This window comes from Kutzneria chonburiensis, assembly GCF_028622115.1.
In the GTDB taxonomy this organism is placed as follows: Bacteria; Actinomycetota; Actinomycetes; order Mycobacteriales; family Pseudonocardiaceae; genus Kutzneria; species Kutzneria chonburiensis.
This window is the reverse complement of record NZ_CP097263.1, coordinates 8,600,498-8,619,911: the sequence shown is the minus strand read 5'-3', so window position 1 is coordinate 8,619,911 and position 19,414 is coordinate 8,600,498. Positions and strand designations below refer to the sequence as shown.

17 protein-coding genes and 1 other RNA gene are annotated in these 19,414 nt (G+C 67.8%); 10 read left to right on the top strand and 8 right to left on the bottom strand.

The annotated features are described in order from the left end of the window. Positions 1-36 precede the first annotated feature (36 nt). The 5 genes from M3Q35_RS40245 to M3Q35_RS40225 all read left to right on the top strand — a co-directional run bounded on the left by M3Q35_RS40245 (position 37) and on the right by M3Q35_RS40225 (position 4,851). The gene (locus M3Q35_RS40245) at positions 37-645 is read left to right on the top strand and encodes a TetR/AcrR family transcriptional regulator (protein WP_273937805.1); all 609 of its coding nucleotides are present in this window, start codon (positions 37-39) and stop codon (positions 643-645) included. A gap of 63 nt (positions 646-708) precedes the next feature. Further along, positions 709-1,878 (top strand): Glu/Leu/Phe/Val dehydrogenase dimerization domain-containing protein, encoded by a 1,170-nt coding sequence (locus M3Q35_RS40240; RefSeq protein ID WP_379794605.1) that lies wholly within the window; start codon positions 709-711, stop codon positions 1,876-1,878. A gap of 179 nt (positions 1,879-2,057) precedes the next feature. Next, positions 2,058-2,969, top strand: a complete 912-nt coding sequence (locus M3Q35_RS40235; protein WP_273937803.1) for a hypothetical protein — start codon at positions 2,058-2,060, stop codon at positions 2,967-2,969. A 2-nt stretch (positions 2,970-2,971) separates the two neighbouring features. Next, positions 2,972-4,198 (top strand): adenylosuccinate synthetase, encoded by a 1,227-nt coding sequence (locus tag M3Q35_RS40230; RefSeq protein WP_273937802.1) that lies wholly within the window; start codon positions 2,972-2,974, stop codon positions 4,196-4,198. Positions 4,199-4,509: 311 nt separating this feature from the next. Continuing rightward, a complete protein-coding gene (locus M3Q35_RS40225; protein ID WP_273937801.1) occupies positions 4,510-4,851 on the top strand; it encodes a hypothetical protein in 342 nt (113 codons plus the stop codon). A gap of 282 nt (positions 4,852-5,133) precedes the next feature. Here the strand turns inward: M3Q35_RS40225 and ssrA are convergent. The 8 genes from ssrA to M3Q35_RS40185 all read right to left on the bottom strand — a co-directional run bounded on the left by ssrA (position 5,134) and on the right by M3Q35_RS40185 (position 11,456). After that, positions 5,134-5,508, bottom strand: a transfer-messenger RNA (tmRNA) gene (gene ssrA, locus M3Q35_RS40220). 58 nt (positions 5,509-5,566) lie between these two features. Then, a complete protein-coding gene (locus M3Q35_RS40215) occupies positions 5,567-6,421 on the bottom strand; it encodes an EamA family transporter (protein ID WP_273944660.1) in 855 nt (284 codons plus the stop codon). A gap of 218 nt (positions 6,422-6,639) precedes the next feature. After that, the gene (locus tag M3Q35_RS40210; RefSeq protein ID WP_273937799.1) at positions 6,640-7,524 is read right to left on the bottom strand and encodes an amidohydrolase family protein; all 885 of its coding nucleotides are present in this window, start codon (positions 7,522-7,524) and stop codon (positions 6,640-6,642) included. Continuing rightward, entirely contained in the window at positions 7,521-8,000 is a 480-nt protein-coding gene (gene smpB / locus M3Q35_RS40205) for an SsrA-binding protein SmpB (RefSeq protein ID WP_273937798.1), read from the bottom strand. Before smpB ends, M3Q35_RS40210 begins: the two co-directional genes overlap by 4 nt. Positions 8,001-8,033: 33 nt before the next feature. After that, complete coding sequence (ftsX, locus tag M3Q35_RS40200) at positions 8,034-8,936, bottom strand: permease-like cell division protein FtsX (protein ID WP_273937797.1); 903 nt, start codon at positions 8,934-8,936, stop codon at positions 8,034-8,036. Between the two features lie 54 nt (positions 8,937-8,990). Further along, on the bottom strand, positions 8,991-9,680 hold the full coding sequence (ftsE, locus tag M3Q35_RS40195; RefSeq protein ID WP_273937796.1) for a cell division ATP-binding protein FtsE: 690 nt from the start codon (positions 9,678-9,680) through the stop codon (positions 8,991-8,993). A 99-nt stretch (positions 9,681-9,779) separates the two neighbouring features. Further along, positions 9,780-10,883, bottom strand: a complete 1,104-nt coding sequence (gene prfB / locus M3Q35_RS40190; RefSeq protein WP_273937795.1) for a peptide chain release factor 2 — start codon at positions 10,881-10,883, stop codon at positions 9,780-9,782. A 72-nt stretch (positions 10,884-10,955) separates the two neighbouring features. Next, positions 10,956-11,456 carry a PadR family transcriptional regulator gene (locus M3Q35_RS40185; protein ID WP_273937794.1) on the bottom strand — a complete coding sequence of 167 codons (501 nt, stop codon included), beginning with the start codon at positions 11,454-11,456 and terminating at the stop codon, positions 10,956-10,958. A gap of 269 nt (positions 11,457-11,725) precedes the next feature. On the opposite strand from M3Q35_RS40185, the gene M3Q35_RS40180 reads away from it, so the two are divergent. The 5 genes from M3Q35_RS40180 to M3Q35_RS40160 all read left to right on the top strand — a co-directional run bounded on the left by M3Q35_RS40180 (position 11,726) and on the right by M3Q35_RS40160 (position 19,398). After that, positions 11,726-12,706: an ABC transporter permease gene (locus M3Q35_RS40180; protein WP_273937793.1), complete on the top strand. Its 981-nt coding sequence runs from the start codon at positions 11,726-11,728 to the stop codon at positions 12,704-12,706. A gap of 14 nt (positions 12,707-12,720) precedes the next feature. Next, complete coding sequence (locus M3Q35_RS40175; protein WP_273937792.1) at positions 12,721-13,665, top strand: ABC transporter permease; 945 nt, start codon at positions 12,721-12,723, stop codon at positions 13,663-13,665. After that, positions 13,662-15,836 (top strand): dipeptide ABC transporter ATP-binding protein, encoded by a 2,175-nt coding sequence (locus tag M3Q35_RS40170; RefSeq protein WP_273937791.1) that lies wholly within the window; start codon positions 13,662-13,664, stop codon positions 15,834-15,836. The genes M3Q35_RS40175 and M3Q35_RS40170 overlap by 4 nt, the downstream gene beginning before the upstream one ends. Positions 15,837-15,841: 5 nt before the next feature. Further along, on the top strand, positions 15,842-17,518 hold the full coding sequence (locus M3Q35_RS40165) for an ABC transporter family substrate-binding protein (RefSeq protein WP_273937790.1): 1,677 nt from the start codon (positions 15,842-15,844) through the stop codon (positions 17,516-17,518). Between the two features lie 185 nt (positions 17,519-17,703). Then, a complete protein-coding gene (locus M3Q35_RS40160) occupies positions 17,704-19,398 on the top strand; it encodes an ABC transporter family substrate-binding protein (protein WP_273937789.1) in 1,695 nt (564 codons plus the stop codon). Positions 19,399-19,414: the final 16 nt, after the last annotated feature.

The following is a 19,414-nucleotide window of genomic DNA, read 5'->3' as shown; positions in this document are numbered from 1 at the left end:
CCTGTGCGCGCAGCATTTGGTGGGATAGTGCGGGCCATGCCGAGGAAGACCGCGACGGCGCGGCGGGCCGAGGTGCTCGACGAGACGCTCACCCAGATCCGCGCATTGGGCATGGCCGCCGTGCGCGTCGCCGACGTCGCCGAGGCCAGCGGCGTCAGCCCCGCCTTGATCATCTACCACTTCGGCACCAAGGAGAACCTGCTGTCCGAGGCGCTCGTGCACGCCTGCGCCCAGGATCTCTCCACTGTGGACTCCATCGTCGGCGGCCCCGGCTCGCCGCCGGCCCGACTCCTCGCCGCCCTCGACTGGTACTCCCCCACCGGTCCCGCCCGCGGCTGGACCATCTGGATCGACGCGTGGTCGGTTGCCTTGCGAGACAGGGCGTTGGCGCGGGTGTTGGCCGATCTTCAGCGGCGGTGGATCGACGCAATCGCTGCCGTCATCGACGAGGGCGTTGCCGCCGACCTGTTTCCCTCCGTCGACTCCGCCGCCGCCGCTTCTCGCCTCACGTCCTTCTTGGACGGTCTCGCCGTGCGTTCCGTCGTGCACAAGGCGCGGCTACCCCGCCGTGAGCTCCACGCCTCGCTCATCCGCCAGCTGACCTGGGAGCTCTCCGTGTCAGCCATGGTGTTCACCGAGGCCTAGCAAACGTTTTCTTGACACCGTCTCACGGCCGATCCCATACTGAATCGCGGTTCAGCATGGGAGGTGGCCTTGGCTCCACTGCTCGAGGTGACGTGGACCGATCCCGTCACGTCACGTCAGGGCTTCTTGGTCATCGACCGGCTCGTGCGTGGCGTCTGCTCCGGCGGTTTACGCATGCGGGACGGCTGCACCCTCGCCGAGGTTCGAGGGCTTGCCGCCGGCATGACCCGCAAGGAGGCGCTCTACTACCGCCCCGCCAACCGTTACGTCCCATTGGGTGGGGCCAAGGGTGGCATCGACTGCGATCCCCATGACCCTCGTATGCGAGGTATCCTCACCCGATATCTCCAGGGCGTGCGGGCGCTACTCGAACGTCATTGGACCACCGGCGAAGACCTTGGCTTACAACAGAAGCTCATCGACGAGGTCGTCACCGAGATCGGCATGGAGAGCTCCATCCAGGCCGTCTATCCGTTGCTTTCCGACCGCTCCGCCGCAACTTCCCGCCTCCGCCGAGCCTTCTCGTTGGACGTCGACGGCATCCCCTTGCCCGACCTCGCCGGCGGCATCGGCGTAGCCGAGGCCGTTCTGACCGCCTTATCCCAGCTGGACATCCCTTGCGACGGCGCCCGTGCCGTCATCCAGGGCTTCGGTTCCATGGGCGGTTCCACCGCCCGTTACCTCTCCCAGGCCGGTCTCCGCATCGTCGCCGTCTCCGACTCCCTCGGCGTCATCACCAACCCCGCCGGCCTCGACGTCGAGCTCCTTCTCCGCTCCCGCAACGCTTTCGGCGAGATCGCCCGCTCTTCCCTCCGCCCTTCCGACACTACGTTGCCTCTCTCTTCGTGGCTCTCCATCGGCGCCGACGTCCTGGTCCCCGCCGCCATCTCGTACTGCATCACTCCCACCAACCAGCACCACATCTCCGCACCCCTCATCGTCGAGGCCGCCAACCTCCCCGTCCTCCCGGCGGCCGAGGCCCTGCTGACCTCCCGCGGCATCCACGTGGTCCCCGACTTCGTCGCCAATTCCGGCACCAACGCCTGGTGGTGGTGGACCCTCTTCGGCGACATCGACGCGTCCGTCCCCCAGGCCACCCACCAGATCCGCACCGAGATGCGCCGCATCCTCACCACCGTCTTCACCCTCGCCCGCGCCACCAGCACCACCCTCCGCCAGGCGGCGTTGTCCTTCACCGCCGACCAGCAGGCCGCCATCGCCGCCCTGCCATAGCACCCAGGCCCCGCTCCCCGCTTCGTCCCCCCGCCCACCCCTCCTCGCCCCCTCCTTCCCACCCTCACCTCCCTCCCCTCGCCCCACCCCCCTTGCCCTCCCAGTTTTGGTCGTCTAGACTAAAAGCATCGCCGGCGGGGACCAGGGGGTTCCGCCGGCACCGCAGAGGGGAGCACGAGATGGGATACGGCAACTGGGACAACAACGCATTCCAGGCGGCGCGGACGTTCCGGGCCAGTCGGGGGCTGGATGACTTCGGCTACACGGCGGACATGCAGGGCCAGGAGTACTCGACCTGGCGGGCGCACCCGACGCTGGACCCGAGGGACGCGCTGCGGGAGTGCCGCGACAGCGCGGAGCACGCGAACTCGCTGCCGATCGCGGTGCTGTTCGACGTCACGGGATCCATGGGGACGGTCCCGAGAATCATGCAGAGCAAGCTGGGCCGGCTGCACGGTTTGTTGCGCCACAAGGGATACGCGGACGACCCGCAGATCATGTTCGGCGGGATCGGGGACGCGGACAGCGACCGGGTGCCGTTGCAGGTAGGGCAGTTCGAGTCGGACAACCGGATGGACGAGCAGCTGCGCAACATCCTGCTGGAAGGCGGCGGGGGCGGGCAGAAGTCGGAGAGCTACGAGCTGGCGGCGTACTTCATGGTCCGGCACGTGGTGACGGACGCCTGGGAGAAGCGCGGCAAGAAGGGCTACCTGTTCCTGATCGGCGACGAGCTGAACAAGCCCCGTCTGGCCGCGAGCCACGTCCGCGAGGTGATCGGCGACCGGGTGAGCCAGGACGTCGCGGTGGCCTCCGTCTACCGGGAACTGGCAGCGCGCTGGCACGTCTTCTACGTGCTGCCCAAGCAGTCGAGCTACTACAACGACCCGGAGATCGCGGCGCACTGGGCGACGCTGCTCGGCGAGCGGTTTCTGCGCCTGGAGGACCCGGGCGCGGTGTGCGAGCTGATCGCCCTGATGGTCGGCGTCGGCGAAGGCCGGATCGATGTGAGCGGCGGGTTGGCCGACCTGCGCGACGTGGGCTCGCACGCCGAGGCGAAGGCGGTCCGCCGCGCGCTGGCGACTCGGGTCTGACCATGCGGGAGCACGTGATCGTCGTCGACCTGGGCTTCGGCGACGCCGGCAAGGGCGCGACGGTGGACTGGTTGTGCGCCAACGGGTCCGTGAGCGCGGTGGTGCGGTTCAACGGCGGCGCGCAGGCAGCACACAACGTTGTCGCCGACGGCCGGCACCACCGCTTCGCCCAGTTCGGCTCCGGCACATTCGCCAACGTGCCAACGTTGTTGTCACGCCACATGCTCGTCGAGCCAATCGCACTGGCCGCCGAATCGGTCGCACTTGCCCGCCTCGGCGTCCCAGATCCCTTGCGACTACTACACATCGACGGCGACGCGTTGCTCACCACGCCCATCCACGTGGCGGCGAACCGGGCGCGGGAGGACGCTCGGGGCGCCGCCCGCCACGGCTCGTGCGGCCTGGGCATCGGCGAGACCGCCGCCTACGCCCTCGACCACCGCGCCCCAAAAGTCGCCGACTGCCAGGACATCCGCCTACTGACCAGACTCCTCGACGACCTGGCCCACCACTACGCTCCCCTGATCAGCGACCGCGTCGGCTCCATCACCGAACTAGTCGGCCTCTACCGCGAATTCGCCGCCGCAGTACAGATCGTCGGCCCCGACGCCCTCGCCTCGTTCGCCACCCAGGGCCAGCTAGTTTTCGAAGGCGCACAGGGCGTCCTACTCGACGAGTGGCGCGGCCTACACCCCCACACCACTTGGTCCACAGTGGAGCCTCGCCACGCCCGCGCCATGATCACCGCCCTCGGCGACCGCCCGTACGTACTCGGCGTGACCCGCACCTACCTCACCCGCCACGGCGCCGGCCCTTTCCCCACCGAGGACCCCGCCCTGGCCCTACCCGAGCCCCACAACACCTTCGGCGAATACCAGGGCACTTTCCGCGTCGGCCACTTCGATCCGATCTTGCTGCGCTACGCCATCGAGGCTTGCGGCGGCATCGACGGTCTCTCCGTCACCCACTTCGACCAGCACACCGGCGTCCAGTCCGCCACCGCCTACCTCACCGAGAACGGCGTCATCGACGCCATCCACTGCGGCCCGTGGCAGGACCTAGCCCACCAGCAGCACCTCACCCAGCTACTCACCACTGCCCGCCCCGTACTAGAGGACTTCACCCCCGACACCATCGCCACCCACCTGGGCGTCCCCGTGGTGCTCACCGCCCACGGCCCCGACCGCGCCCACCGCGTCCCCACTGCTTTGGTGGGTACGGCAGGATAGTCCGTCGTGTCGAACGACAGCCCGGATCTGGACCAGTCAGCCGTCTCCGTCGACGTGCTCACCCTGCGTTTCTGGCCTGACGACGAGACCATCCAGCTAGGCATCGCCCCTCGGTCCCATTCCCCTTTCCAGGGCCGCCTGGCCCTCCCCGGGGTCCTCTTGGCCCGCGGCGCCCGCCTGGCCGACGACGCCCGCCGCGCCGTAACCACCAAGCTCGGCATTCCCGCCGCCGCCATCTCCGCCGTAGGCCAGCTGGTCACCTTCGACGAGCCCAACCGCGATCCCCGTGGTCCCACCCTCTCCATCGCCATGTGGGCCGTCACTTCCCCCACGACTCCCCCACCGAGTGGTTCCCCCTCGACTCCCCTCCCGCCCTCGCTTTCGACCACAACCGCATCATCACCCACTGCCGTCCCCTCCTCGCCGCCAAGCTCTGGTCCGACCTCCCCTTCACCCAGGCCCTGCTCGGCACGTCTTTCTCCGCCACCCGCGCCGTCACCGCCACCGCCTCCCTGCGCGGCGAGCGCCCCGACCCCGCCAACCTCAACCGCCTCATGGCCGCCATCCCCACCCTCCACCGCACCACCGCCCGCATCCGCCACCGCCCCACCGGCCGCCCCTCCACCATCTGGACCTTCGCCCCAGAAACCTGAGTTGGGGGAAGGAACAAGGAAGGAGGGCAAAGGAAAGCCGCACCGAGGGCGAGGACAAAGCGACCACAGGGCGAGCGAAGCGAAGCCCCCACCCGGCGGCGAGCGAAGCGAAGCCGAGCCCCGGCCGGCGAGCGAAGCGAAGCCCCACCGGGTGGCGATGGCGAAGCCGAGCCCGAATCGGGGGTCCAGGGGCGGAGCCCCGGCTTGGGGTGTGGGGCGAGAGCCCCACAAAACACCCGAACACGACGACGGCCCGCGCCCTCCGCGGGCACGGGCCGTCCAAAGTGGAGGTGCCGGGAATCGAACCCGGGTCCTCTGTCGCCTTATCAGGGCTTCTCCGTGTGCAGTCTGCTGTGTCTCTGCTCGGCCCCACCGTTCCCGCAGACGAGACGGTGTGACGGGCCCAGTCGCTGTGGTTGTCCCGCAGTCCCCCGCGACCGGGTTCTGCGGTTTAGCCTCCTAGCTGATGCCGGCTACCGGGTCGGAGGCGATCCCGGGCCGACAGACCCGCTCAGGCTGCTCAGGCAGCGAGAGCGAAGTCAGCGCGACTGTTAGTCTTGGCGCTTATTTGGTTGCGATGACGCTTGAAGGTGGTCTCTCGCCTGCACCTACACGCTTCCCCTGACTCAACGCTCAGAGTCGAAACCGTTCACCCCCTGGTAGTGGGTCGGACACCACCAAGCATAACGCGTCAGCGCAGGCGGTTCATCCCGGTTCACGCGATGGCGGAACTGCCGGCGATGAGGGTGACGGAGATCGCGGCGAGGGCGAGGCCGTAGCGCTGGACGCGGCCGGTGCGTTCCTTGAGGACCAGGCGGGCCATGAGCACGGTGGCGGCGGGATAGAGCGAGGTCAGGACGCTGACGACGGCCAGGAGTCCGGTGCGCAGGGCGAGCAGGAACGCGGTGTTGCAGACGGCGTCGAGCAGCCCGGCGGTGACGGAGAGGGCGACGGCGGAGCGTTCCGGCATGCGGAACTGGCCGGCGGCTACCGCGGCGGCGAGCACGAGGGCGGTGGCGGTGCCGCGGGAGACGACGAGGGGCCAGAGCCCGCTGTCGTGGGGCATCTGGTCGAGCAGCACGAAGTAGACGGCGAACGCCGCCCCGGAGCCGATGGTGAGCCAGCCGACGCGGGCGGTCATGCGGACGGGCCCGGTCTCGTCGACGGCGGTGCGTTCTTCACGGCTGACGAGCACGACGGCGATGACGGCGAGCAGTGCGCCGCCGATGGCCACGGCACCTAACGATTCGCCCGTGACGAGCCCGAAGATCAGCGGCAGGCCGGCGACGAGCAGGGCGGTCAGCGGGGACACGACGTTCATCGGGCCGGTGGCCAGCGCGCTGTAGAACCAGATGATGGCCAGCCCGTTGGCGGCGCCGCCGATCATGGCGATGAGCAGGTCGTATCCGCCGATATGGCCGCCGGCCAGCGGGGCGACGAGCAGCAGCCCGGCGAGGCCGACCGGGTAGGTGACGAGCACGACCCGCAACACGTGGGTACGCCGTGACGCGAGGCCGCCGACGAAGTCGCTCAGTCCGTATCCCAGCGCCGCCACCAGCGCAAACACCATCGATCCCACGGCCACATCATCCATCAACCGGGGTATTTACGGAATCCTTCCCGACATGCCGGACAGATCACACCCTTGATACTCCATTCGAGTGAATCCACGGCCGAAGCGTCAGAGTTGGCCGCGAAAACTGTCCTTCACAGTGGAGCCGTCCACTCCCGCAGCGACGGCCCACCGGAGGCCCCCGTTCACCCCCAGGTCCAAGGACGGGGGCTTCTTCACGCCGTCAGCCGCAACAGCCGCGCCGGCGTCTCGTAGAGCACCCGCCGCAGGAAGTCGTCCCCCAGCCCCCACGACTCGATGGCCCGCAGCTGCGTGGCGTAGTCGTACGGGATGTTGGGGAAGTCGGTGCCCAGCGCCACCCGGTCGCCGAGGTCGGCCAGTCGCGCCGACCAGTCCGCCGGCACCGGCGACATCCGCTCGGCGAACGGCGTCCCGACCATGGTGGTGTCCAGAAAAACGGTTTCATACGCCGCCGCGAGCCGCAGCGCCTCGTCGAACTCGGGCATACCGGCGTGGGCCAGCACGGTGACCAGCCGCGGGTGCCGGCGCAGCACCTGCTCGAACAGCTTCAACCCGGTGTACTCCCCCGGCACCGGCCCGTGCCCGCAGTGGATGACCACCGGCACCCCGGCCTCGGCCAGCAGCCCCCACGCCGGCTCCAGCAGCGGATCCCGCGGGTCATACGCCCCGACCTGCACGTGTGCCTTCACGCACCGCGCCCCGCCGGCAACGGCGTCACCCAGGTACGCAGCAACCCCCGGCTCCGGATACAACGTCGCCGTCGGCACCGCGCCGGGTGTGCGATGCCCGAAGTCCATCGCCCACGACGTCAGCCACGACGCCATTCCCGGCTTGTGCGGATACACCAGCGGCGCGAATCCGGTCACGCCGAACGACCGCAGCGTCGCCAGCCGTTCGGCCTCGGGCAGCCGGTAGTGGATCGGCCATTCGACCCCGTAGTGCACGGCCGCGTTGTCGAAATAGGCCCACACCTTGTCCATCACGGACGTCGGCAGGAAATGCACGTGCAGATCGACGATGCCGGGCAGGCCCAACGACCGGACCCACCCGGCGATGTCGGTGTCAGAGGCGAGACTCAATCCCTACGGCCCTTGGCCCAGCGGCCGATGGCGCGCGTGGTCTCGCGCTCGGCGTCCCGCTTGGCCAGCGTCTGGCGCTTGTCCCAGGACTTCTTGCCCTTGGCCAACGCCAGCTCGACCTTGACCTTGCCGTCCTTGAAGTACATGGACAGCGGGACGAGGCTCAGGCCGCTCTCCTTGGTCTTGCCGATGAGCTTGAGGATCTCGGCCTTGTGCAGCAACAGTTTCCGGTTGCGGCGGGGCTCGTGGTTGGTCCACGTGCCCATCTCGTACTCGGTGATGTGCAGCCCGCGCAGCCAGACCTCGCCGTCGTCGACGGTGGCGAAGGCGTCCACAAGGGACGCCCGCCCGGCCCGCAGGCTCTTCACCTCGGTGCCCATGAGGACGACACCGCACTCATAGGTGTCCACGATGGAGTAATCGTGGCGCGCCTTGCGGTTGGTCGCGATGGCCTTGCGGCCCTGTTCCTTGGGCATGATCCGATTTTACGTCCGCGCGCCAGCCGGTTACTACAGCCGCACGTACAGGCGCAGGGTCACGTAGCCGGTGATGGCCGAGATGACCGCGGCCACGCCGACCAGGATCGGCGAGATGGCCACCACGTCCAGCAGGTCCAGCCGCGGCAGCACGCCCGATGCGATCGGCCCGGACAGCGCGGCGTCCAGGAAGAACACCTTGGCCAGGCCGAGTCCGACGATGCCGAGGATGGAGCCGACGACGCCGGCGACCACGGCCTCGATGAGGAACGGCAGCTGGGTGTACCAGCGGGTCGCGCCGACCAGGCGCATGATGCCGACCTCGACCCGACGGGTGAACGCCGACACCTGGATCGTGTTGGATATCAGCAGCACCGCCGCCGCGGCCTGCACCAGGGCGATCAGGAACGTCGCGTACCGGACGCTGTCCAGGATGCCGAAGAAGCGCTGTAGGAACACGCCCTGGTCGTCGACGGTCTTCACGCCCGGCTTGCCGGTGAACGCCTTGACCAGCACGTCGGCCTTGCTCGGGTCGGTCAGCTTGACCTGGAGCGTGGCCGGCAGCGACTCGGGCCGGGTCAGCCGCAGCAGCTCCGGCTCGGCCTGGAACAGCTGCTGGAACCGCTGGAAGCTCTGGTCCCGGTTCTGGAAGGTGACGGTCTCCACGTTGGACGAGCCCTGGAGCTCACGCTGGAGGTTGGCGCAGATCGACGTTGAGCAGCTCTTGTCGTTGGCGCTGATGTCGTCGGTGAGGCTCACCATGACCTGCACCTTGTCGGAGTAGATCAGCTGCATCTTGTCGATCATGCGCACGATGAGCAGACCACCGCCGAGCAGGCCGAGCGAGATCGCCGTGGTCAGGATCATCGCGATGGTCATCGTGATGTTCCGGCGCAGCCCGGTGATCACTTCGCTGAAGACGAAACTGGCACGCATCGGGGTTGACGTTCCTTGGCTCGGGGAATGTTCGGCGTCCGCGGGGGACGGGCGCTAGCGGCCGACTCCGTAGACGCCCCTGGCGTCGTCGCGGATGACCCTGCCGTGGTCGAGCTCCACCACTCGCCGCCGCATGGAGTCGACGATCGAGTGGTCGTGGGTCGCCATCAGCACCGTGGTGCCGGTGCGGTTGATCCGCTCCAGCAGCAGCATGATGTCCTGGCTGGTGTCGGGGTCCAGGTTTCCGGTCGGCTCGTCGGCGATGAGCACCAGCGGCCGGTTGACGAAGGCTCGCGCGATCGCCACCCGCTGCTGCTCGCCGCCGGAGAGCTCGGTCGGCATGCGGTCGGCCTTGCCGTCCAGGCCGACCAGCTGCAACACCTCGGGCACGACCTTCTGGATGGTGTGCCGGGGCTTGCCGATGACCTCGAGGGCGAACGCCACGTTCTCGGCCACCGTCTTGGTCGGCAGCAGCCGGAAGTCCTGGAAGACGCAGCCGATGGACTGGCGCAGCCGCGGCACCCGCCGCCGCGCCATCTTGGCCACGTCGAAGTTGGACACGTAGACGCGCCCCTTGCTCGGCACCTCTTCCCGCAGCAGCAGCCGCAGGAAGGTGGACTTGCCGGAGCCGGAGGGGCCGATGAGGAACACGAACTCGCCCTTGCCCATCTCGACACTCACGTTGTCGAGGGCGGGCCGGGTCGAGGTCTTGTAGACCTTGGTGACGTGTTCAAGCCGGATCACGGTCGGCGAGCTTACCCGCGACCGTTACCGGCCTGACATCTAGCCCCGTCCGGGTGAGATTTCGACAGCTTCAGCTCACACGGATTTCATGACATCCGGTCACTGCCCGGAGCTGCGGCGCCAGCGGATACCGGCCTCGAGGAAGCCGTCGATGTCGCCGTCGAGCACGGCCGAGGGGTTGCCGACCTCGAACTCCGTGCGCAGGTCCTTGACCATCTGGTACGGGTGCAGGACGTAGGAACGCATCTGGTTTCCCCAGCTGGAGCCGCCGTCGCCCTTGAGCGCGTTGATCTTGGCCTGCTCCTCCTGGCGGCGCCGCTCGAGCAGCTTGGCCTGGAGCACCGTCATCGCCGAGGCCTTGTTCTGCAGCTGCGAGCGCTCGTTCTGGCAGGACACCACGATGCCGGTCGGGATGTGGGTCAGCCGGACCGCCGAGTCGGTGGTGTTGACGCCCTGGCCGCCGGGGCCGGACGAGCGGTACACGTCGACCCGCAGGTCCTTCTCGTCGATGTCCACGTGGTCGGTCTGCTCGACCACCGGGACCACCTCGACGCCGGCGAACGAGGTCTGCCGGCGGCCCTGGTTGTCGAACGGGGAGATGCGGACCAGCCGGTGGGTGCCCTGCTCGACCGACAGCGTCCCGTAGGCGTACGGCGACTTGACCTGGAAGGTCGCCGACTTGATGCCGGCCTCTTCCGCGTAGGAGGTGTCGTAGACCTCGGTCGGGTAGCCGTGGCGCTCGGCCCAGCGCAGGTACATGCGCATGAGCATCTCGGCGAAGTCGGCCGCGTCCACGCCGCCGGCTTCGGAACGCACGGTGACCAGCGCCTGGCGCTCGTCGTACTCGCCGGAGAGCAGGGTGCGGACCTCGAGCTGGGCGATCTCCTCGCGCAGCTTGGCCCGCTCGGCGTCGGCCTCGGCCACGCTGTCCGCGTCGTCGGCGTCCTCGGCCAGCTCGTAGAGCACGCCCACGTCGTCGAGGCGGCCACGAACACCGGTGACGCGGCGCAGCTCACCCTGCTTGTGCGAGAGCGCGCTGGTGACCTGCTGGGCGGTCTCGACGTCGTCCCACAGATCCGGACGGGCCGCGTCGGCCTCCAGGCGCTCGATGTCCGCGCGCAGCGTGTCGAGGTCCATCACGGCCTCGACACTCGCCAGGGTCGCGGACAGTTCCTTGAGGTCGGCTTCGACGTCCGGGTTCACAACAAACAAGATTACGTCAGGGCGGAGTAACACTGCTGGGCCGGTCCGGTCCAGCAGTGTTTCACTCCCCTATCAGCTCGTGGGGATGCTTTCCAGGAGCTTCAGCACGGCCTTGGCGTGGGCGAGCGCGAACTCGGCCACCGCCTTGGCGTACGGGTCCTCGGCCGACTTGGCGGCCGTCCGGTGGGTCTCCTGCTCCGCCCCGTAGACCACCTTGGCGGAATCGACCAGACCGGCGCGCTGCTTTGGCGTCAGCGAGCTGGCGTGCACCAGCCGCAGGATCAGCGGCGAGCGCAGGTGGTCGGGACCGGGTTCGGTGGTCAGCCAGGTCTTGAAAGCCTTCTTGCCGGCAGCGGTGATCACGTACTGCTGGCTGGAGCGCGGGCCCTGCTTGCCCAACTTGAGCAGGCCCTGCTCGGCCAGCGCCGGCAGCTCCCGGTAGACCTGGCTGCGGGTCACGCTGAAGAACGCGCCGAAGCGCTCACCGGCCGCCGTGACCAGCTGCCCGCCGGTCTTGGGACCGTCGTGCAGCAATCCGAGCAGTGCAGCGGCAGTTGCGTTCAGTTCAGACACCCCACTACGGTGCCACGGCAACGAGCGGCTGTCCACAATGGTCTGCCGTTCAGTCCACAGTGGCTGATCACCGAATGGCCTTGCCGTTGCGCCGTCCGGAGCAGCGCGCATGCGGTTCGTTACCCAATCGGCGCAAGAATCCGGCCGGTGGAGGGTGGCGAGAACTGGGAGTAAGCCGCAGAATCCCCCGGGTGACCGCTCCGACCACCACATACTCATCCTTCCACCGACGGGCGCGGATCCGTTCCGCCGTTGGGAGGAGCTAGGCGATGTTCGGCTTCCTTGTTCGCCGACTGATCAATTACATCGTGCTCTGCGTGGTGGCGACATTCTTGTCCTTCACGCTGTCCTCGATCTCGTTCGACCCGTTGAGCCTGCTCAGGCAGCACAACCCGCCGCCACCCGCGGCCACCCTCGAGGCCAAGCGCGTCGAGCTGCACCTGGACCAGCCGATCCCGGTGCGCTTCCTGACCTGGGGCGAAGGCGTGCTGCACGGCGACTTCGGCGAGACGACCAAGGATCACGCGATCACCGACGAGCTGTGGCGACGGGTCGGCGTGAGCCTGCGGTTGTTCCTGCTGGGCATCACGATCGGCATCCTGCTCGGTGTTCTGATCGGCGTGGCCAGTGCCGTCCGGCAGTACAAGTTCTTCGACTACATATCGACTTTCTTCTCCTATGTGATCCTCGCGACTCCGGTGCTGGTGCTCGGCCCGTTGGTGAAGCAGGTTGCCCAGGCGATCAACAACGCCACCGGCAGCGAATGGCTCCAGTTCACCGGTGAGTACAGCGGAACGCTCGATGCCGACGCCGGCTGGCTGGCCGCGTTCGACGAGCGGCTGCGCTTCCTGATCGTGCCGACGGTGACCATCGTCCTCGGCCAGATCGCCTACTACAGCCGCTATCAGCGCAGCGCGATGCTCGACGTGCTGGGCAGCGACTTCCTCCGCACGGCGCAGGCCAAGGGCCTCACCCGAAGGCGCGCGTTCTTCAAGCACGGCCTGCGCACCGCGCTGATCCCGATGGCCACGTTGTTCGCCTTCGGTTTCGGTCTGCTGGTGGTGGGCGGCGTGTTCACCGAGACCATCTTCAACTGGCAGGGCATGGGGGCCTGGCTGGTGCAGGGCATCAACGACCAGGACACCAACGTGACCGCCACGGTGACGCTGTTCGTCGCTGTCTGCGTGCTGCTGTCCGGCTGGCTGTCCGACGTCCTGTACGCCCTGCTCGACCCGCGGATCCGGGTGTAGGAGGCCAGAAGCACATGAGCACCACCGTGAACCCGGCCGCCGCTGAGGAAGCCGCGGCCGACATCGTGCAGAGCAAGCCCGTATCCCGCGGCGCACTGGTGCGCCGCCGGTTCATGCGCAACCGCTGGGCCCTCGGCGGCATCGTCATGATCATTCTGCTGTACGTGGTGGCCTTCAGCTATCCGCTGTTCTCCCCGTACAGCTACGAGTTCCACGACACCAGCCTGACCTACGACCCGCCGTCGATCACGCACTGGTTCGGCACCGACAACATCGGCACCGACATGTTCGTGGCCTGCATGCGCGGTCTGCAGAAGTCGCTGACGATCGGCCTGCTGGTCGGCGTGATCTCGACCGCGCTGTCGGCCGTCGTCGGCGCGGCCGCCGGCTTCTTCGGCGGCATCACCGACCGGGCCCTGATGTGGATCGTCGACCTGCTGCTGGTGCTGCCGTCGTTCCTGATCATCAGCATCGCCAGCCCGCTGTTCAAGGGCTCCAGCTGGCTGATCCTGGTCGTGCTGCTGGTGGCCTTCCAGTGGATGATCACCGCTCGCATCGTGCGCGGCATGACGCTGACCCTGAAGACGCGGGAGTACGTGAGCGCCGCGCGCTTCATGGGGCAGTCCCCGTGGCGCACCATCTTCAAGCACATCGTGCCGAACATGTCCTCGCTGCTCATCGTGGACGCGACGATCAACGTCGGCTCCGCGGTGCTGCAGGAGTCGGGCCTGAGCTACTTCGGCTTCGGCGTGCAGCCGCCAGACGTCTCGCTGGGCACGCTGATCTCGGTCGGCACCGGCTCGGCGCTGACCTTCCCGTGGCTGTTCTACGCGCCGGCGGTGCTGCTGATCATCACCCTGCTGTCGGTCGCCGTGGTCGGCGACGGCCTGCGCGACGCGCTGGACCCGACGGCATCCCGCGCCCGCCGCCGGGAGAAGCGAAAGGACAAGTTGGCGTGAGCGCCTCCGAGATCACGTTGGACGAGGGGCTCCTCGACGCCGGCGGCGACGGTGCCGTGCTGGAGGTCACCGACCTCGACGTCTCCTTCCCCAGCGAGGCCGGCCGCGTGCACGCGGTGCGTGGCCTGAGCTACCAGGTGGACCGCGGCGAGGTGCTGGGCATCGTCGGCGAGTCGGGCTCCGGCAAGTCGGTGTCCTCGCTGGCCGTGATGGGTCTGCTGCCCGAACAGGCACGGATCACCGGTTCCATCCGCTTCCAGGGCCAGCAGCTGCTAGGCCTTTCCGATGTGCAGCTGTCGAAGATCCGGGGCCGCCGGATCTCCATGGTCTTCCAGGACCCGCTGTCCGCGCTGACGCCGGTGTACACCGTCGGCGACCAGATCGCGGAGGCGCTGCTCATCCACGGTCGGGGCAAGGTTTCCAAGCAGGCCGCGGCCAACCGCTCGGTCGAGCTGCTCGACCTGGTCGGCATCCCGAACGCGTCGGCGCGCTCCAAGGCGTTCCCGCACGAGTTCTCCGGCGGTATGCGCCAGCGTGCGGTGATCGCCATGGCGATCGCCAACGACCCGGACCTGATCATCGCCGACGAGCCGACCACCGCGCTGGACGTGACCGTGCAGGCGCAGGTGCTCGAGGTGCTCAAGACGGCCAAGGAGGTGACCGGCGCCGGCATCGTGATCATCACCCACGACCTCGGCGTGGTCGCCGGCTTCGCCGACCGGCTGATGGTGATGTACGCCGGCAAGGCCGTGGAATCCGGGCACGTCAACGAGGTGTACCAGCAGCCGCGGATGCCGTACACGCTCGGCCTGCTGGGCTCGCTGCCCCGCTTGGACGCGGCCGAGAAGCTGCCGCTGGTGCCGATCAAGGGACAGCCGCCGTCGCTGGTCGACCTGCCGACGGGCTGCCCGTTCGCGCCGCGCTGCCCGATGGCCGTGGACGACTGCCTTACCGAGGAGCCGCCGCTGTCCGAAGTGGACAGCACGAGCGGTCACCGCGCGGCCTGCATCCGCAGCGCCGAGCTGGCCGCGACCGAGGCCGCCGCCGATGACGACATCGAGGGCGTCGATGCCAGCAACGCATCGGCCATCGAGGCGGCCATGGAGGTGTTCGGCGCGGAACTGGTCGAGGAGCCCAAGGCCGCGCTGCGGCCGCGGAGCGAGCGGCCGGTCGTGCTCGGCGTCGAGTCGCTGGTCAAGCACTTCTCGGTGACCAAGGGCGTGGTCCTCAAGCGCAAGGTCGGCACCGTGCACGCGGTCGACGGCGTCAGCTTCGAGGTGCGCGAGCAGGAAACCCTCGGCCTGGTCGGCGAATCCGGCTGCGGCAAGACCACGACGCTGATGGAGATCCTCGGCCTCACCCGTCCCACCGGCGGCAACATCTCGGTGCTGGGCAAGGACGTGTCCACTCTGGACGCCAAGGGGCGCAAGGCGATCCGCCGGGACATGCAGGTCGTGTTCCAGGATCCGCTGGCCTCGCTTGATCCCCGCATGCCGGTCGGCGACGTACTCGCGGAACCCATGCAGGTGCACGGTTTCGACACCGCGCACATCCGCAAGCGCATCCCCGAGCTGCTCGACCTGGTCGGTCTGCGGGCCGAGCACGCCGACCGCTACCCGGCCGAGTTCTCCGGCGGCCAGCGGCAGCGCATCGGCATCGCCCGCGCGCTGGCGCTGGAGCCGAAGGTGCTGGTGCTGGACGAGCCGGTGTCCGCGCTGGACGTGTCCATCCAGGCCGGTGTGATCAACCTGCTGGACAAGCTCAAGGCCGAACTGGGGCTGTCCTACCTGTTCGTGGCCCACGACCTGTCCGTCGTCCGGCACATCGCCGACCGGGTGGCCGTGATGTACCTCGGCAAGATCATCGAAATCGGCGACGTCGACTCGGTGTTCGGCGCGCCGAGCCACCCGTACACCCAGGCCCTGCTGTCCGCGATCCCGATCCCGGACCCGGTCAAGGAGCGGGCGCGCGAGCGCATCATCCTGTCCGGCGACCTGCCCAGCCCGGCGAACCCGCCGTCCGGCTGTCGGTTCCGCACCCGGTGCTTCCTGCACGCCACACTGTCCGATTCGGACAAGGCGAAGTGCATCGAGGTGGAGCCGCCCCGTGAGTCCCAGGGCGAGGACCACGAGGTGGCCTGTCATTTCGCCCGAACGAAACAGGTGGTCTGAAAACGATGAACAAGAAGCTTCTGGGGGCGCTGGCCGTGGCGGCGCTGCTCGCCACGGCCTGCGGCGGAGGGAACTCCGGCGGCGGCAACCTCAAATCGGACGACACCATCGCCGGCAAGAACGACATCAACGCGCAGCCGGACGACAAGGTCAAGCAGGGCGGCATCCTGCAGTGGCCGGTCGACGCGCTGTCGGACAACTGGAATCCGGCGCAGACCGACGGGTCGACGCAGACCGGCCAGTGGATGATCAACACCATGCTGCCGTGGCTGTTCACCGCGCAGCAGGACAACACGCTGACCATGAACAAGGACTACCTGGAGTCGGCGAGCCTGGTCTCGACCAGCCCGCAGGTGGTCGAGTACAAGATCAACCCCAAGGCCAAGTGGTCCAACGGCCGGGCGATCACGTGGGAGGACTTCGAGTCCGACTGGAAGGCGTGCAACGGCAAGAACACGGCCTACCAGTGCAACAGCACGACCGGCACCGAGAACATCGGCAAGGTCGAGAAGGGCGCCACCGACCAGGACGTCAAGGTCACCTTCGACAAGCCGTTCGGTGAGTGGCAGAGCCTGTTCTCCCCGCTGACCCCCAAGGAGCTCAACGCGACGGCGGACGAGTTCAACAAGGGCTGGGAGGACGCGCCGAAGATCACCGCGGGCGCGTTCAAGATCGGCAAGATCGACCTGACCGCCAAGACGGTGTCGGTGGTGCCGGACCCGGCCTGGTGGGGCAAGAAGCCGCACCTCGACCAGATCCTGTTCAAGGTGGTGTCCCGCAACGCCCTGCCGGACGCGCTGGCCTCCGGCGCGATCGACTTCTACCGCATCGGTTCCAACGTCGACCTGTACAAGCGGGCCAAGACGATCCAGAACGTGACCATCCGGCAGTCCACCGAGGCCCAGTACAACCTGCTGGACTTCAACGGGGCCAAGGGCACGCCGCTGGCCGACCAGGCCACCCGGGTGGCGGTCGAGCAGGCCGTCGACACCAAGTCGATCGCCAAGGCGCTGCTCGGTCCGATGAGCACCGACCCGACGCCGCTGGGCAACCACTTCTTCGTCAAGGGCACCAAGAACTACAAGGACAACTCGGCGCCGATCAAGTTCGACCTCGACGCCGCGAAGAAGAAGCTGGACGAGCTCGGCTACAAGCAGAGCGGCGACTACCGGGCCAAGGACGGCAAGGAACTCGACATCAACTTCGTGATCGACGCCGGCAACCCGATCTCCACCTCGATCTCCGGCCTCGTCCAGGCGCAGCTGAAGCTGGCCGGGGTCAATGCGAAGATCAACTCGGTGCCGGCGGCCGAGCTGTTCAAGAACTACGTCTACCGCGGCGCCTACGACCTGGTCGCCTACGGCCTGTCCGCGCCGCCGCAGCCGATCTCGGCCAACGCGCCCGCGTTCTACTTCACGCCGGGCAACACCCAGCAGAACTACAGCGCGATCGGCAACGACACCATCAACAAGCTGCTCGACCAGGCCGGTTCCGAGCTGGACGACGCCAAGCGCACCGACCTGATCCAGCAGGCCGACACCGAGATCTGGAAGGAGGGGCACCTGCTGCCCACCTACCAGGTGCCGGGGGCCTACGCGGTGCGCAACACCCTCGCCAACTTCGGCGCGTTCGGCTTCGCGCAGTTCCCGTACGACTACGCGAACATGGGCTTCCTCAAGTGAGCAGACGGATGAATCCGTGACGACTGGCCCGGCGACCACACGGTCGCCGGGCCAGTATCACAACTGGGGAGGAATCACCCAAGGTACGCACCGGGCGACACCAGGTGACCGGGGCGGGCCGCGGGCCAGCAGGCGGCCAGCCGACGACGTCGGATGGTTACGGAGGAACAACGGAGGTCAGTTCGATGGGCAGAAGGAAGGTGCTGGCGCTGGTGGCGCCGGCGCTCGCTGCGGCGCTCACCCTCAGCGCCTGCGGCGGCGGAGGCGGCGGCGCCGGACAGCTGCCGCAGACCGACACCAAGGCCGGTGTCAACGACATCAACCCGCAGCAGGACAGCAACATCAAGGACGGCGGGACGCTCCAGTTCCCCATCGACTCTCCGTCCGCGAACTGGAACCAGAACGAGGTCGACGGCAACGACGTCGCCAGCGCCCGGCTCTCCAACACGCTGATGCCGTGGCTGTTCACCGAGAACGCCGACGCCACGATCTCGCTGAACAAGGACTACCTGGTCTCGGCCGACGTGACGTCGACCGACCCGCAGGTGCTGGACTTCAAGATCAACCCGAAGGCCAAGTGGTCCAACGGCCGGGCCATCACCTGGGAGGACTTCCAGGCCCAGTGGAAGGCCATGAACGGCACCAACACGGCCTACCAGGTGACCGGCACCACCGGCTACGAGGACATCGGCAACGTCGAGCGCGGCGCCGACGACCAGGAAGTCAAGATCACCTTCAAGAACAAGTTCGGTGAGTGGAAGGGCCTGTTCAGCCCGCTCTACCCGAAGGAGCTGAACTCCGACCCCAAGGAGTTCAACACCGGCTGGGTGGACGAGCCGAAGATCACCGCCAACGCGTTCAAGATCGGCAAGATCGACAACACCGCGAAGACCGTCGAGGTCGTGCGGGATCCGGCCTGGTGGGGCAAGAAGCCGCACCTCGACGGCATCCTGTTCAAGGTGATGACCCGTCCGTCGATGCCGGACGCCATGGCCTCCGGCGCGATCGACGTGGCCGACACCAACGCCCTGCTGACCGCGATCACCCAGTACAAGACGATGCAGAACGTCAAGCTGCGCCAGGCCGTCGCGCCCGACACCGTGCACATGACGCTCAACGGCGGCCAGGGCCGCATCCTGGCCGACCAGAAGCTGCGCCAGGCGCTGTTCAAGGCCGTTGACCGGCAGGGCATCGCCAACGCCGAGATCGGCAAGATCACGCCGAACCCGAAGCTGCTGGGCAACCACATCTACGCCCAGGGCACGCCGCAGTACCAGGACAACACCGGTGACCTGAAGTACAACGTGGACGAGGCCAAGAAGGACCTCGACGCGCTGGGCTGGAAGATGAACGGCCAGTTCCGGTCCAAGGACGGCAAGGAACTCGACGTGACCTACGTCAGCTCCAGCACGCCGGCCTCCGACGACACCGGCAAGATCCTGCAGCAGCAGCTGGCCCAGGTCGGCATCAAGGTCACCATCAACGCGGTGCCCACGGCCGACTTCTTCCCGAAGTACGTCAACGTCGGCAACTTCGACCTGGTGACGTTCCGCTGGATCGCCAGCAGCACCCCGATGTCCGGCAGCAAGGGCATCTACTCGCTGGATCTGCAGAACCCGAGCAACATCCAGCAGAACTACGGCCACGTCGGCAGCCAGGCCATCAACGACGCGTTCACCAAGGCGGTCGGCGAGATCGACGACACCAAGCGCGCCCAGCTGGCCAACGACATCGACAAGCGGCTCTGGGACATCGCGGGCGAGCTCCCGCTGTACCAGCTGCCCGGCGCGGTCGCCACGAAGGCCAATGTCGCCAACTACGGCGCCATGGGCTTCGCGACCAACCCGATCGACTACATCAACATCGGTTTCACCAAGTAACCGGTGACAAGCAGGA

Excerpts from the sequence above, each read along its gene's own strand:
- M3Q35_RS40245 (WP_273937805.1), top strand. The coding sequence starts at position 37 with ATGCCGAGGAAGACCGCGACGGCGCGGCGGGCCGAGGTGCTCGACGAG.
- M3Q35_RS40235 (WP_273937803.1), top strand. The coding sequence starts at position 2,058 with ATGGGATACGGCAACTGGGACAACAACGCATTCCAGGCGGCGCGGACG.
- M3Q35_RS40230 (WP_273937802.1), top strand. The coding sequence starts at position 2,972 with ATGCGGGAGCACGTGATCGTCGTCGACCTGGGCTTCGGCGACGCCGGC.
- M3Q35_RS40215 (WP_273944660.1), bottom strand. The coding sequence starts at position 6,421 with ATGGTGTTTGCGCTGGTGGCGGCGCTGGGATACGGACTGAGCGACTTC.
- smpB (WP_273937798.1), bottom strand. The coding sequence starts at position 8,000 with ATGCCCAAGGAACAGGGCCGCAAGGCCATCGCGACCAACCGCAAGGCG.
- ftsX (WP_273937797.1), bottom strand. The coding sequence starts at position 8,936 with ATGCGTGCCAGTTTCGTCTTCAGCGAAGTGATCACCGGGCTGCGCCGG.
- M3Q35_RS40180 (WP_273937793.1), top strand. The coding sequence starts at position 11,726 with ATGTTCGGCTTCCTTGTTCGCCGACTGATCAATTACATCGTGCTCTGC.
- M3Q35_RS40175 (WP_273937792.1), top strand. The coding sequence starts at position 12,721 with ATGAGCACCACCGTGAACCCGGCCGCCGCTGAGGAAGCCGCGGCCGAC.
- M3Q35_RS40165 (WP_273937790.1), top strand. The coding sequence starts at position 15,842 with ATGAACAAGAAGCTTCTGGGGGCGCTGGCCGTGGCGGCGCTGCTCGCC.
- M3Q35_RS40160 (WP_273937789.1), top strand. The coding sequence starts at position 17,704 with ATGGGCAGAAGGAAGGTGCTGGCGCTGGTGGCGCCGGCGCTCGCTGCG.